The sequence below is a fragment of the Geminicoccus roseus DSM 18922 genome (genome assembly GCF_000427665.1).
Classification (GTDB): Bacteria; Pseudomonadota; Alphaproteobacteria; order Geminicoccales; family Geminicoccaceae; genus Geminicoccus; species Geminicoccus roseus.
The window spans coordinates 967,165-979,929 of sequence record NZ_KE386572.1 but is presented as its reverse complement, the minus strand read 5'-3'; the positions used below and the strand labels follow the sequence as shown (position 1 = coordinate 979,929).

Annotated in this window: 10 protein-coding genes; 3 read left to right on the top strand and 7 right to left on the bottom strand. The window is 70.1% G+C overall.

All coding sequences use genetic code 11. The features are described from left to right. Positions 1 to 69 precede the first annotated feature (69 nt). The 3 genes from rpe (at position 70) to GEMRO_RS0105905 (ending at position 4,274) form a co-directional block, all read left to right on the top strand. Positions 70 to 723 carry a ribulose-phosphate 3-epimerase gene (gene rpe / locus GEMRO_RS0105915; protein WP_027133266.1) on the top strand — a complete coding sequence of 218 codons (654 nt, stop codon included), beginning with the start codon at positions 70 to 72 and terminating at the stop codon, positions 721 to 723. Between the two features lie 88 nt (positions 724 to 811). Next, complete coding sequence (locus GEMRO_RS27895; RefSeq protein WP_084506601.1) at positions 812 to 3,079, top strand: DUF3141 domain-containing protein; 2,268 nt, start codon at positions 812 to 814, stop codon at positions 3,077 to 3,079. A 1-nt stretch (position 3,080) separates the two neighbouring features. Beyond that, complete coding sequence (locus tag GEMRO_RS0105905; RefSeq protein WP_027133265.1) at positions 3,081 to 4,274, top strand: acetate/propionate family kinase; 1,194 nt, start codon at positions 3,081 to 3,083, stop codon at positions 4,272 to 4,274. 10 nt (positions 4,275 to 4,284) lie between these two features. Here GEMRO_RS0105905 and GEMRO_RS0105900 read toward each other — a convergent pair whose 3' ends face one another. Genes GEMRO_RS0105900 through GEMRO_RS0105870 form a run of 7 tightly spaced genes read right to left on the bottom strand, consistent with a single transcriptional unit; the run spans position 4,285 to position 12,764 of the window. Then, positions 4,285 to 5,529, bottom strand: a complete 1,245-nt coding sequence (locus GEMRO_RS0105900) for an FGGY-family carbohydrate kinase (protein WP_027133264.1) — start codon at positions 5,527 to 5,529, stop codon at positions 4,285 to 4,287. Beyond that, positions 5,526 to 7,088: a glycerol-3-phosphate dehydrogenase gene (locus tag GEMRO_RS0105895; protein ID WP_035484811.1), complete on the bottom strand. Its 1,563-nt coding sequence runs from the start codon at positions 7,086 to 7,088 to the stop codon at positions 5,526 to 5,528. The genes GEMRO_RS0105900 and GEMRO_RS0105895 overlap by 4 nt, the downstream gene beginning before the upstream one ends. A gap of 7 nt (positions 7,089 to 7,095) precedes the next feature. Then, positions 7,096 to 8,151 carry a 2-hydroxyacid dehydrogenase gene (locus GEMRO_RS0105890; protein WP_027133262.1) on the bottom strand — a complete coding sequence of 352 codons (1,056 nt, stop codon included), beginning with the start codon at positions 8,149 to 8,151 and terminating at the stop codon, positions 7,096 to 7,098. Next, positions 8,148 to 9,701, bottom strand: a complete 1,554-nt coding sequence (locus tag GEMRO_RS0105885) for an FGGY-family carbohydrate kinase (protein ID WP_027133261.1) — start codon at positions 9,699 to 9,701, stop codon at positions 8,148 to 8,150. Before GEMRO_RS0105885 ends, GEMRO_RS0105890 begins: the two co-directional genes overlap by 4 nt. Continuing rightward, positions 9,698 to 10,795, bottom strand: coding sequence for an ABC transporter ATP-binding protein (locus GEMRO_RS0105880; protein ID WP_027133260.1), 1,098 nt, complete (start codon positions 10,793 to 10,795; stop codon positions 9,698 to 9,700). Before GEMRO_RS0105880 ends, GEMRO_RS0105885 begins: the two co-directional genes overlap by 4 nt. 7 nt (positions 10,796 to 10,802) lie before the next feature. Continuing rightward, positions 10,803 to 11,900 carry an ABC transporter ATP-binding protein gene (locus GEMRO_RS27890; protein ID WP_035484808.1) on the bottom strand — a complete coding sequence of 366 codons (1,098 nt, stop codon included), beginning with the start codon at positions 11,898 to 11,900 and terminating at the stop codon, positions 10,803 to 10,805. A gap of 6 nt (positions 11,901 to 11,906) precedes the next feature. After that, the gene (locus GEMRO_RS0105870) at positions 11,907 to 12,764 is read right to left on the bottom strand and encodes a carbohydrate ABC transporter permease (RefSeq protein WP_027133259.1); all 858 of its coding nucleotides are present in this window, start codon (positions 12,762 to 12,764) and stop codon (positions 11,907 to 11,909) included. Position 12,765: the final 1 nt, after the last annotated feature.

Genomic DNA, 12,765 nt, shown 5'->3' with positions numbered 1-12,765 from the left:
AAGGCCTGGCGAGGATCGCGGCGCAGGCATCGCCGCGATCGAGACTGGAGGATGCGAGGTGGGTTCGGCATGAGGGACGAGATTCTGATCGCGCCGTCGATCCTGGCCGCGGACTATGCGCGGCTGGGCGAGGAGGTGAAGGCGGTCGAGGGGGCGGGTGCGGACTGGCTGCACCTGGACGTCATGGACGGCCATTTCGTGCCGAACCTGAGCTTTGGCGCCGATGTGATCGGGGCGCTGCGCAAGCATTCGCGGCTGCTGTTCGACGCCCATCTGATGTGCGCCCCGGTCGACCAGTGGATCGAGCCGGTGGCCAAGGCGGGTGCCGACCGGATCACGGTCCATGCCGAGGCCGGGCCGCATCTGGACCGCTCGCTCGGCGCGATCACCGCGCTCGGCAAGGGAGCGGGCGTGGCCCTGAACCCGGCCACCCCGGTCGGCGTGCTGGAGCATGTCCTGGACCATCTGGACCTGGTCCTGATCCTCAGCGTCAACCCGGGCTTCGGCGGGCAGAAGTTCATCCCCTATGCCGCCGACAAGATCCGCCAGGTGCGGGCGCTGGTCGGCGGGCGGCCGATCCGGATCGAGGTGGATGGCGGCATCGATCCGCAGACGGCGCCCAAGGCGATCGCCGCCGGCGCGGACGTCCTGGTCGCCGGCTCGTCGATCTTCCGTGCGCCCGACTATGCTAAGGCGATCGCCGCCCTTCGCCCGGCCGCCTGACATGGGCGCCTTTCCTTCAGGCACGAACATCGTCGTCACCTTGGACGTCTAGCACGTCCGGACTCCTCACCAGCCCGGAGCCTCAGCCTTGGCGAATGCCCTGCCACCGAGCGGAAACCCGGCGGTCGACTATCTGATCGACGCCACCCAGCGCACGATCCTGTTCTTCGACACGCTCCGCGAGCGCAGCAGGGAGTACCAGGAGCACATGGCGAAGAAGGCGCCGCATGTGCTCCATTTCCCGTTCGAGCCGGTCCGGGACGGGCGCCGGCTGGAGCGCCCGGTCAATTACGGCCTGATCCGGATCCTGCCGGCCGCGGCCACGCCCACCGACCCGCAGAAGCGGCCGATCGTGGTGATCGACCCGCGGGCCGGGCACGGGCCGGGCATTGGCGGCTTCAAGCCGGACAGCGAGATCGGCGTGGCGCTGGCCTCGGGCCATCCCTGCTACTTCGTCGGCTTCCTGACCGAGCCCGTGGAGGGGCAGACCGTCCTGGACGTGGTCGACGCGCTGGCGGCGTTCGTGGCCGAGGTGGCCGGGCGACACCCGGACGCCGAGGGCGCGCCCCTGGTGATCGGCAACTGCCAGGCCGGCTGGGCCGTGGCGATGGCGGCCGCGGCCCGGCCGGCGGCGTTCGGGCCGCTGCTCCTGGCAGGCGCGCCCTTGGCCTACTGGCAGGGAACCCACGGCCACGCGCCGATGCGCTATACGGGCGGGCTGGCGGGGGGCACCTGGCTCACCGCGATGGCCGGCGACCTGGGTGCCGGCACGTTCGACGGCGGCTGGCTGGTGTCCAACTTCGAGAACATGAACCCGGCCAACACCTTCTGGACCAAGCAGTACCGGCTCTGGTCGCGGATCGACACCGAGGCGCCCCGCTACCTCGAGTTCGAGCGCTGGTGGGGCGGCCATGCGCTCCTGGGTGCCCAGGAGATGCAGTGGATCGCCGACGAGCTGTTCGTCGGCAACCGCCTGGTCTCGGGCGGGATCCGCGCCAACGACGGGACCCGGATCGACCTGCGCAACGTGAAGGGGCCGATCGTGGTGTTCTGCTCGAAGGGCGACGACATCACGCCGCCGCCGCAGGCGCTCGGCTGGATCCTGGAACTGTACCGGGATGTCGACGATATCCGCGCCCACGACCAGACCATCGTCTACAGCGTGCACGACGAGACCGGCCATCTCGGCATCTTCGTGTCCGGCGCGGTCGCCAAGAAGGAGCACCGCGAGTTCACCTCCAACATCGACCTGATCGACGTGCTGCCGCCCGGCCTGTTCGAGGCGGTGCTGACCCGGGCCGGCCCGGACACCCCGAACGCCCATCTGGTCGCCGGCGAGTGGGTCCTCCATTTCGAGCCGCGCACGCTCGACGACATCCGGGCGCTCGGCTGCAACGACGAGGAGGACGACCGCCGCTTCGCCGCGGTGTCCCGCCTTTCCGACATCAATCTCGGCCTGTACCGCACCTTTCTGCAGCCCTGGATCCGCGCGGCGGTGACGCCGGAGATGGCCCAAACGATGCGACGGCTGCAGCCGGCGCGGCTGCCCTACGAGATGTTCGGCCAGAAGAACGATGCCTTCGAGGCGCTGCAGGACCTGGCCAAGCTGGTGCGTGCGCACCGGCGGCCGGCGCCGCCGGACAACCCGTTCCTCCAGGCGCAGCAGCTGTTCTCCGACATGATGGTGGCGGCTTTGGAGAACTGGCGCGAGACGCGCGACGGCGCCGTCGAGCAGGCCTTTCTCGGCATCTATGGCCAGCCCTTCCTGCAGGCGCTCCTGGGCCTGCGCGCCAGCGACGAGCCGCCCCGGGCGAGGCCTGGCGATGCGCCCGAGCATCGCGCGTTCGTGCAGGCGCAGGAGGAGGCGCTGCGCGGCAGGATCGGGCAGGGTACGCCCGCCGATGCGCTGATCCGCGCCCTGGCCTGGGTGATCACCCCGGGCGGCAGGGTCGACGAGCGGACCTTCGCCGCCCTGAAGATCCTGCGCGAGGAGCATCCGCACTGCCACGACGCCACCCTGGCTGCCTTCAAGGCGCGGGTGCGCGAGCAGACCGCGATCCTGCGCCAGGACGACGACGCCGCCATCGAGGCGCTGCCCGCCCTGCTGCCGGACGAGGCGCGAGCTGGTTTCGTCCCGATGCTGCGCCACCTCGCGGAAGCGGCCGGCCCGCCTGTCCCGGCCTCGGCCGAGCGGCTGGCAAGGATCGAGAAGCTTCTGGACGGCTCGGGCCAACAGCCTGTCCCGGCCGCGCCCCCGTCACCTCCCGCACCCCCAGCGGCGGAGCCGTCGGCGGCGCTGCCGCGTCGTGTCGCTCCCCGCACGCGCCGGCCGCGCGCCAGGAAAGGACCGGCCTGACATGAGCGACGCGCTGCTCGTCCTGAACACCGGCTCGTCGAGCATCAAGTTCCAGGTCTTCCGGCTGCACGACGACCGGCTGGAGCGCCAGCTCAAGGGGCTGCTCGACGGCATCCGCGTCCATCCGCACCTGCAGGTGAAGGATGCCGCCGGCGCCGTCCGGGTCGACCGGGACCTGGGCGATCATGTCGACGATGTCGGGGCTGCGGTGGAGCAGGTCCTGGACGTCCTGGAGGACGAACTGGCGGACGGCGGGCTGGCGGCAGTCGGGCACCGGATCGTTCATGGCGGCCAGCACTTCACCGGGCCTGCCCGGATCGACAAGGAGACGCTTGCCGGCATCGAGGCCCTGGTGCCGCTCGCCCCGCTGCACCAGCCCAACAGCATCGCGCCGATCCGCACCATCATGAAGCGGCGGCCGGGCCTGCCGCAGGTCGCTTCCTTCGACACCGTGTTCCACCACGGCCATGACGAGCTGGTGGACCGGTTCGCCATCCCGGCCGAGCTCGATGAGCAGGGTATCCGCCGCTACGGCTTCCACGGCCTGTCCTACGCCTTCATCGCCGAGCGCCTGCGCGCGGTCGCCCCGGACCTGGCCGGCAAGCGGGTGGTGGTCGCCCACCTGGGCAGCGGCGCCTCCTTGTGCGCGTTGCAGGGAGGCCGCTCGATCGAGACGACCATGGGCTTCACCGCCCTTGACGGGTTGCCGATGGGGACCCGGCCTGGCCGGCTCGACCCGGGCGTGCCCCTCTACCTGATGCAGCAGGGCTGGGACGCCGGGCGCCTGGAACAGATGCTCTACCACGAATGCGGCCTGCTCGGCCTGTCCGGCATCTCCAACGACGTGCGCGACCTGAAGAAGAGCGCCGACCCGCGCGGTCAGTTCGCGCTGGACTATTTCGCCCACCGGATCGCCCAGGAAACCGCCATGCTGGCGACCACCATGGGCGGGATCGACGGCTTCGTGTTCACCGCCGGGATCGGCGAGCGCTCTGCCTCGGTGCGGGCCAATGTCGCTCGCCGTCTCGCCTGGCTCGGCATGAAGCTCGATCCCGACGCCAATCAGGCGGACGCGGCCCTAGTCTCCGCGCCGGATAGCCGGATCGCCGTCCATGTCATCCCGACCGACGAGGAGGCGATGATCGCCCGGGACACCCTGGCCGCCCTGGACCTGCCGCAGCGCGCCGTCGCCTAAACCGCCTGGCTCAGAGCGCGCGGCGCGCCAGGAGCGCGGTGCCGTAGGCCGCCTGCTCGCTGGCCGGCTCCAGCATCGGCACGCCCAGCATCTGCGCCCGGATCGCCGTCCAGGCGGCATTGGCGGCGCCGCCGCCTACCGTGCGCACCGAGCGCAGGGCGGGTGCGCCCAGTTTGGACAGGCGGCCATAGGCCTGGCGCTCGACCTTCGCGATGCCTTCCAGGAGACCCTGGAAGAACCGGCCGTCTTCCGGCGGGCGCGGCTCATGCCGGGACTCCATCGCGGCGTCGGCCACAGGGAAGCGCTCGCCGCGCGCAGCCAGCGGCCAGTAGTCCAGCCCGGTCGGCTTCGCCGGCTCCAGGCCGGCTTCCAGCTCGCGCATCCGCTCCGCCGTGAAGAAGCGCAGCAAAGCGGCGCCGCCGGTATTGGAAGCGCCGCCGGCCAGCCACATGCCGAGCAGCCGGTGGCTGTACACCCCGGCCCCCGGGTCGAACACCGGCCGGTCGGAGAGCAGCTTCAGGGTCAGCGTGGTGCCGAGCGCCGTGACGCCGTCGCCCGGCTGGTCGGCGCCGGTGGCGAGAAAGGAAGCGCAGCCATCGGTGGTTCCGGCCACGACCACCGCGCCCTTGGCGAAGCCCAGCTCCCGCCGCGCCTCGCCGACCACCGTCCCCGGCTCCAGCACCTCCGGCAGGAGCCGGCGCTCGATGCCGAACCCATCCAGCCAAGCGGGCCAGGTCCGCGCCACCGGGTCCCAGCCGGACTTCAGGGCATTGTTGTCGTCGGAGACGCCGAAGCGTCCGGTGAGCCGGCCGACCACCCAGTCGGCCTGGTGCAGCGCCAGCGCCGCGTCGGGATGCTGCTTCTGCAGGTCCAACAGGCGCGCCGCCGGCGAGGAGGCGCCATGCGCGGCGCTCTCCGCCGGCGCCAGGGCGCGGATCTGCCCGGCATGGGCGGCGCTGCCGGCATCGTCGTAGCGGCGCGCGGCGCCCAGCGGGGTGCCGTCCTGGCCGCACAGGAGCAGCGTACCCGACGTGCCGTCGACGGCGATGGCGCCGATCCGGTCGCGCGGCATCGCGGCCAGGCAGGTCTCGACCGCCTGCCACCAGTCGGGCGCAGCGGTGCGGATCATGCCGTCGGTCCGGTCCGGCTTCGGGAGCGCCGCCTTTGCCTCCGCGACGACCTTGCCATCCGCCTCGATCGCGATGGCCCGGACACCGGAACTGCCGATGTCGATGCCGAGCGCCAGCCGGGTCATGCTGCTTCCCGTTCGTCTGCAAGGGCGCCTGGCCGGCTCTCGAACCATGCCCGGAAGGCGCGGCTCTCGTCTTCGGTCAGGTGCAGGTAGTGCTTGGTGCGCCGGGTGAGGATGTCGTCGGCCGAGCGCGCCCATTCATGCGCGACCAGATAGTCGACCTCGCGCTCGTAGAGGTTGCCGCCGAAATGGCGGCCGAGATCGGCCTTGCCCGTGGCTCCTTCCAGCAGCCGCACCGCCCTGGTGCCGTAGAGGCGGGCATAGTGGCGGGCGAGGTCGGTGGGCAGCCAGGGCCGCTCGGCGGAAAAGCGCTCCAGCCAGCGGTCGAAGTCGGCGTCCGGCATGTCGCCGCCCGGCAGCGGCGCCCGTGCCGTCCAGGTGCCGAACCTGGTGCCGAGATAGGGCTGCAGCTTGTCCAGGGCATGCTCGGCGAGCTTGCGGTAGGTCGTGATCTTGCCGCCGAAGATCGAGAGCATGGCTGCGTGCTCTTCCGAGGGCTGCGGCGGGTCGACGTCGAACACATAGTCGCGGGTGACCGCCGAGGCGTTCTTGGCGCTGTCGTCGTCATAGAGGGGCCGCACCCCGCTGAACTCGGCGACGATGTCGTCCTCGGTCAGCTTGTGCCTGAAGTAGCGGTTGAGCACGCGGAGCAGGTAGCTGCGTTCCCGCTCCTCGACCCGCACGTCCTCCGGGCGGCCCTCCACCGGGATGTCGGTGGTGCCGATCAGGGTCAGGTCGCCCTCGTAGGGATTGACGAAGATCACCCGCTTGTCGTCGTTCTGCAGGAGATAGGCCTGCGGGCCCTTCCACCATTTCCTGATGATCAGGTGGCTGCCCTTGACCAGCCGCACCTTGCGGGCGCTGTTCACCCCGGCGACCTGACCCAGCACCTTCTCGATCCAGGGCCCGGCGGCGTTGATGATCGCGCGGGCGCGGACGCTGCGGGTCTCGCCGGTGACGCTGTCGGTGAACTCGACCTGCCAGAGCTTGCCGTCGCGGCGCGCCGAGGTGGCCGGGGTGCGGGTAAGGATGACGGCACCGCGCTCCTTGGCGTCCAGCGCGTTCAGGAGCACGAGGCGGGCATCGTCCACCCAGCAGTCCGAGTACTCGAATCCGCGGGAGAACTCGTCCACCACCGGCTCGCCCTCGGGATCCTTGCGCAGGTCGAGCGAGCGGGTCGGCGGCAGCTTGGCGCGGCCGCCCAGGTGATCATAGAGGAACAGGCCCAGCCGGATCAGCCAGCGCGGCCGCTGGTCGGGGCTGTGCGGCAGGACGAAGCGCATCGGCCAGACGATGTGCGGGGCGGCGTTGAGCACCACCTCCCGCTCGATCAACGCCTCGCGGACCAGGCGGAACTCGTAATATTCCAGGTAGCGCAGGCCGCCATGGATCAGCTTGCCCGAGCGCGAGCTGGTTCCCTGGGCGAGGTCGTCCTTCTCGCACATGACGACGGAAAGACCGCGGCCCGCCGCGTCGCGGGCGATGCCGGCACCGTTCACGCCGCCCCCGACGACCACGAGGTCGACGGGGTCCGGCAGCTTGTCGAGGTCCGCGAGGCTCATGATCGGTTCACTTGGTGGCGACGTTCTCGAGGGGTTCGCCGTTGATCCAGTGCTGGACCTCGACGGCGATCTTCTCCGCGGCGATCTTCACCGTGGTGGTGGAGGCCCCGGCAATGTGCGGGGTGAGCGTGACGTTCGGATGCCGGAGCAGCGGCAGGTCGGGCGGGCAGGGCTCGACCTCGTGGGTCTCCAGCATGGCGCCGCGCAGATGGCCCGACTGCAGCGCCTCGTAGAGGTCGGCATAGTTCACCATCGGCCCGCGAGCGGTGTTGATGAACCAGGCGCCCTTCTTCATCTGGGCGAAGGCCTGCGCGTTCATGAAGCCGGTGGTCTCCGGGGTGACCCGGGCGTGCAGGGAGACGACATCGGAGCGGCGCAGCAGTTCCGAAAGCTCGACCTGCTCGACCCCGTCGGCCAGATCGGCGTCGCTCACCTTCACGTAGGGGTCGTCGACCAGGATCTTGCAGCCGAACGGCTTGAGCAGCCGGGTCACCCGCGTGCCGATATGGCCATAGCCGATCAGGCCGACGGTCAGCTCGCTTAGCTCAGGCCCGGTCAGGTCGGCACGGTACAGGTCGCCGCGCCAGATCCCCTGGCTGAGCGAGGTGTGCCCCTTGGTGATCAGCCGCGTCTCGGCCAGGATCGCGCCGATGGTAAACTCGGCCACCGCCGAGGCGTTGCGGCCGGGCGCGTTGACCACGGTGACGCCTGCTTCCTTGGCCGCCTTCATGTCGATGTTGACCGGGCCGCCGCGGCTCACCCCGATCAGTTCAAGCGGCGGGGCGATCACCTCCAGCATCGACCGGGTGACCGGCGGCAGGTGGCAGACCAGGAGCTGGGCGCCCTTGATGAACGCTGCCAGCTCGGCCGGATCGCCCTGCAGCTCCTTCAGTCCTTCCAGCTCGGTGCCCTTGGCGCCGTGGAAGAACGGCTCGTCCGGCCAGGGCAGCTCCAGGCTGCGGATGTTCCACTTCACCCCGGAGATCTTGCGCAGGCTGGCCTCGAACACCGAAGCACGCATGAAATTGTCGCCGATGATCGCGGCCTCGATGGTTCTGGTCATGAACGTACCTTTGCGAGATCCCGCCAGACGTCGCGCATCCGACGGTGGATCGATTGATAGATCGGGAACAGGTCGGCATAGGCCTTCACCAGTTCCGGGTCGGGATGGGTGAGCTCGCCTAAGGACGGCGTCACCCAGGCGGCCACGGCCTCGTCCAGGGAGGGGAACACGCCGACCGCGCAGGCCGCCATCATCGCGGTGCCGACCGAGCCTTCCTCGCCGCGGGTGCCGGCCCGCACCGGGGCGCCCAGCACCGAGGCGAGGATCGTCCGCAGGGTCCTGGAGCGCGCTGCCCCGCCGGCCAGCCGGATCTCTTCGGGCACGTGGCCGGCCGCGGCGTAGCAGTCGCGTGCGGCGAAGCTCAGGCCCTCGTAGACCGAGCGCAGCAGGTCGAGGAAGCGGACGTTCTGGTCCAGCCCGGACATCATCGCCCGCGCGTTGGCATCCACGAACGGGCCCCGCTCGCCAGCGGTGTGGATGTAGGGATGCCAGATCGCGGCGCCCGGCCGGGCCTCCAGGACCTGCGCGTCGAGCAGCGGCAGCGCTTCCCGGCGACCGATCTCGTGCCCCAGCGCCCCTGCGGCTTGGCAGGCCAGGTCGACCGCCCAGTCGATGTTGAGGGTCGCCGCCATGTTGGACTGAGCCTGGGCATAGGTCCCCGCCACCGGCAGGCACATGGTGTAGCCCGACGGGGCCTCGCCCAGCACGACCTCGTCGGCCGAGCTGGCCAGGCGGATATGCATGCCGGTCGAGCCGATGATCGACACGCCGAGCCTGCGGCCGCGCTCGTAGAGGCCCGCCCCTAAGGCAGTGCAGACCACGTCGACGAACCCGAGCGAGACCGGCGTTCCGGCCTTCAGCCCGACCTGGCGGGCCGCTTCCGCGCTCAAGGGGTGAGTCGTCTCGATGCCGTTGACGATCGGCGGCAGGAGATGGGCCAGATCGGCCAGCCCATAGGCATCGAGCACGTCGGGGGAGTAGGCCCGCCGCCGGAAGTCGCCGAAGGTGAACACCCCCTCGGACACGTCCGTGGCGCGCACGCCGGTCAGCTTGAAGTACAGCCAGTCCTTGCAGTGCATGCCGGTAGCAGCACGTTCCAGCATCTGCGGCGCATGGCGCTTCATCCACATCAGATGCGCCGATTGCTGGCAGGCGTTCATCCCGCAGCCGGTGATGGGGTAGGTCCTGGCGGTGGTGCCGTCTTGGTCGGCCTGCTCCACGATCGCCGCGGCACGGCTGTCCAGCCAGAGCCAGGCCGGCGTGACCGGTTCGCCCTCGGCATCGATCAGCCAGGTGCCGTCGCCCTGGGCGGTGACCCCGACGGCGAGCACGCGGTCGGCCAGCCCGGGCAGGCTGGCGCCCAGCTCACGCAGCACCTGGGCGCAGTCCTCCCAGGTGCGCCGCACGTCCTGCTCGCAGCCGCCGCCCGGCAGGTTGACGTATTGGTTGGGTTTGGCGGCGCTGGCGACCTGGCGTCCGTCCAGGTCGAACGCCACCACCTTGGTCACCGAGGTGCCGGCATCGATGCCGAGGATCAGGTCGGCCGTCATCGGGCGCTGCTCGCGCCATGCCGCAGCGCCTGGCCGCTCGTCGAGTCGAACAGGTGCAGGGCGTCGTCCGGCAGGAGCAGCGGGACGGTCTCGCCGACCCTCGCCTCCAGGGCGCCGTCGGTAACCGCGACCAGCAGTACGCCCTCGACCTCGATCCCCAGATGGGTCTGGTCGCCCAGCCACTGGTTGCTCACCACCTGGCCCTGCAGGGGACCTTCGCCGACCTGGACGCGGTGCGGCCGGATCCCGACGCCGATCTTGCCCGGCCGGTCGTGCGGACCTGCCTGCAGGGCGAAGGCCCGGTCGCCGCGCGCCGAACGGATGACGATCTCCGGCCCGACCACCTCGCCGTCCATGATGTTCATGGGCGGCTCGCCGATGAACGAGGCGACGAACAGGTTGGCCGGCCGCTCCTTCAGATCGGCTGGGGTGGCGAACTGCTGGAGCACGCCGCCTTCCATCACGGCGATGCGGTCGGCCAGCGCCAGGGCCTCGGTCTGGTCGTGGGTGACGAACACGGTCGTCATCTTGTGCTCGATGATGAAGTCCTTGATGCGCGCCCGCAGGATCGCGCGGAGCTGCGGCTCCAGCTGCGACATCGGTTCGTCGAGCAAGGACAGGTCGGCCCGGCGGATCAGGGCGCGGGCGAGCGAGGTGCGCTGCTGCTGGCCGGCCGAGATGGTCGGCGGGTAGCGGTCCAGGATCTCCTCGATCTCGAGGAGATGCGCGATCTCGGCGACCCGCCGCTCGATCTCGGCCTTGGGCGTCTTCGCGCGCAGCAGCGCGAAGCCGACATTGTCGCGCACGGTCAGCGGCGGGTAGAGCGCATAGCCCTCGAAGGCCATGGCGACGCCGCGCTCGGCAGGCCTGAGATCGTTCAGGAGGCGGGAGCCCAGGCGGATCTCGCCGCGGCTCACGTCCTCGAACCCGGCGATCATGCGCAGGGTCGAGGTCTTGCCGCAGCCGGACGAGCCCAGCAGGCCGATGATCTCGCCGTCGGCGATGCTCATGTCGACGCCCTGGACGGCGTGGACCGGCGGCTTGCCGCGGCTCTGGTAGATCTTGTCGACGGCGACGAGGTTCAGTTCTGCCATGGGAGCCTCACGCCGCAGCCGGGAGAAGGACGCCGGACGCGGCGTCGAAGAACAGGGCGCGGTCGAAGTCGATCTGCGCATGGACCGCGCGGTGGCCGCGGCCGAACCGGCCCTGCTCGTGCTCGGAACAGGTCGCGAGCAGCTCGCGGTCGTCCTGGGTCTTCAGGAACAGGACGGTGCGGACGTTCAAGGGCGTCACCGCCTCCAACTCCATCGGCACGCCATCCTCGATCGTCTCGGTGTGGACATGAACATGCTCGGGCCGCAGCGCCATCAGGCACTCCCGGTCGCGCAGGTGGTCGTGCGTGCCGGGCAGGACGACCGTGCCGCCGAAGATGTCGATCTCGGTGCCGGTCCGGCCGGCCCTGGGGCGGACCGGATAGAGGTTGATGGTCGGATCGCCGAACAGCTTGGCGATCCGCACGTCGGCCGGGCGCTTGTAGACCTCGGCCGGATGGTCGATCTGCAGGAACTTGCCGTCCAGCAGCACCGCCACGCGGTCGCCCAGCGCCATGGCCTCCTTGTAGTCCTGGGTGACGTAGAGCACAGCGCCGCCGAAGCTCTTGAGCAGGCGCGGCAGCTCGATGCGCATCTCGTAGCGCAGCTTGGCATCCACGTTGCGAAGCGGATCGTCGAGCAGCAGCACTTCCGGCCCGCGGATCAGGGCGCGGCCGAGCGCGGTGCGCTGCTTCTGGCCGTTGCTGAGCTCCTTGGGGAAATGCTTGAGGACATGGTCGATCTTGAGCAGGCGCGCGGTCTCGTGGACCCGCCGCTCGATCTCGCTCTCGGCCAGCCCCCGGGCGCGCAGGGGGCTCGCGATGTTCTCGTAGGCCGGCATGTGCGGGTAGAGCGCGAAGTTCTGGAACGCCATGCCGACGTCGCGCTCTTCCGGGCCGGCGCCCAGCAGCGACTTGCCGCCCAGGCGCACGTCGCCGCTGTCCGGCTGCATCACGCCCGAGACCAGCCGGAGCAGCACGGTCTTGCCGCCGCCCGACGGGCCGAACACGACGACCGTCTCGCCGCGTTCGACCTGGAGCGATGCCTCTTTGAGCACCCGCTCCTTCTTGAAGGCGACCGAGATGCGGTCGAGGTCGAGGAATGCCATGTCGGATCAGCCCTTCACCGCGCCGAGCGACAGACCCTCGACGAGGTAGCGCTGCGCGTAGAGTGCCAGGAGGAGGGTGGGCGTGATCGAGAGCAGCACCGCGGCGGCGATCTGGCCGTACTGGATGCCCGACGCGGTGACGAAGGCGAGGGCGCCCACGGTGACGGGCTGCTTGTCGGCGGACGCCAGGATCAGCGCGAAGATGAAGTTGTTCCAGCAGAAGATGAACGACAGCAGCGCTGCCGCCGCGATGCCGGGCCTGGCCAGCGGCAGCGCGATCTTGGTGAAGGTCTTCAGCCAGGAATGGCCGTCGATGCGGTAGGCGTGCTCGATGTCCGGGCTGATGTCCTCGAAGTAGCCGCGCACGATCCACAGGATCAGCGGCAAGGCGATCAGCTGGTAGACCCAGATCAGCCCCACATAGGTGTCGGTCAGGCCGATGTCCTGGAAGTACAGGCTGAGCGGCAGGAGGACGAGCAGCGGGGGTGCGAAGCGGAAGGACAGGAGCGTGAACGCGATGTCCTCGCTCATGCGGAAGCGGAACCGCGCGAAGGCATAGGCGGCCGGGACGCCGAGCACGAGGGCAAGGGCCACCGAGGTCGAGGACAGCAGCACGCTGTTCCACAGGTTGCCCATGAACTTGATCTCTAGGATGCCGGCATTGCTGACCAGGCGGCCGGAGATCAGCGCCCAGTAGTTGGACAGCGTCGGCTCGAACACGATCGAGGGCGGGATCCGCAGGATCTGCTCGTTGGTCTGGAACGACATCAATGCCACCCAGAACAACGGGAACAGGAAGAACAGGCCGACGACGAGCAGGGCTGCGCCGCGCAGGACCTTGATGACCGGGTTGTCGCGTTCCATC

What these genes read in the sequence shown, in the direction of transcription:
- GEMRO_RS27890 (WP_035484808.1), bottom strand. Translation starts at nt 11,900, where the DNA reads ATGGCATTCCTCGACCTCGACCGCATCTCGGTCGCCTTCAAGAAGGAG.
- GEMRO_RS0105905 (WP_027133265.1), top strand. Translation starts at nt 3,081, where the DNA reads ATGAGCGACGCGCTGCTCGTCCTGAACACCGGCTCGTCGAGCATCAAG.
- GEMRO_RS0105870 (WP_027133259.1), bottom strand. Translation starts at nt 12,764, where the DNA reads ATGGAACGCGACAACCCGGTCATCAAGGTCCTGCGCGGCGCAGCCCTG.
- GEMRO_RS0105890 (WP_027133262.1), bottom strand. Translation starts at nt 8,151, where the DNA reads ATGACCAGAACCATCGAGGCCGCGATCATCGGCGACAATTTCATGCGT.
- rpe (WP_027133266.1), top strand. Translation starts at nt 70, where the DNA reads ATGAGGGACGAGATTCTGATCGCGCCGTCGATCCTGGCCGCGGACTAT.
- GEMRO_RS0105885 (WP_027133261.1), bottom strand. Translation starts at nt 9,701, where the DNA reads ATGACGGCCGACCTGATCCTCGGCATCGATGCCGGCACCTCGGTGACC.
- GEMRO_RS0105895 (WP_035484811.1), bottom strand. Translation starts at nt 7,088, where the DNA reads ATGAGCCTCGCGGACCTCGACAAGCTGCCGGACCCCGTCGACCTCGTG.
- GEMRO_RS0105880 (WP_027133260.1), bottom strand. Translation starts at nt 10,795, where the DNA reads ATGGCAGAACTGAACCTCGTCGCCGTCGACAAGATCTACCAGAGCCGC.
- GEMRO_RS0105900 (WP_027133264.1), bottom strand. Translation starts at nt 5,529, where the DNA reads ATGACCCGGCTGGCGCTCGGCATCGACATCGGCAGTTCCGGTGTCCGG.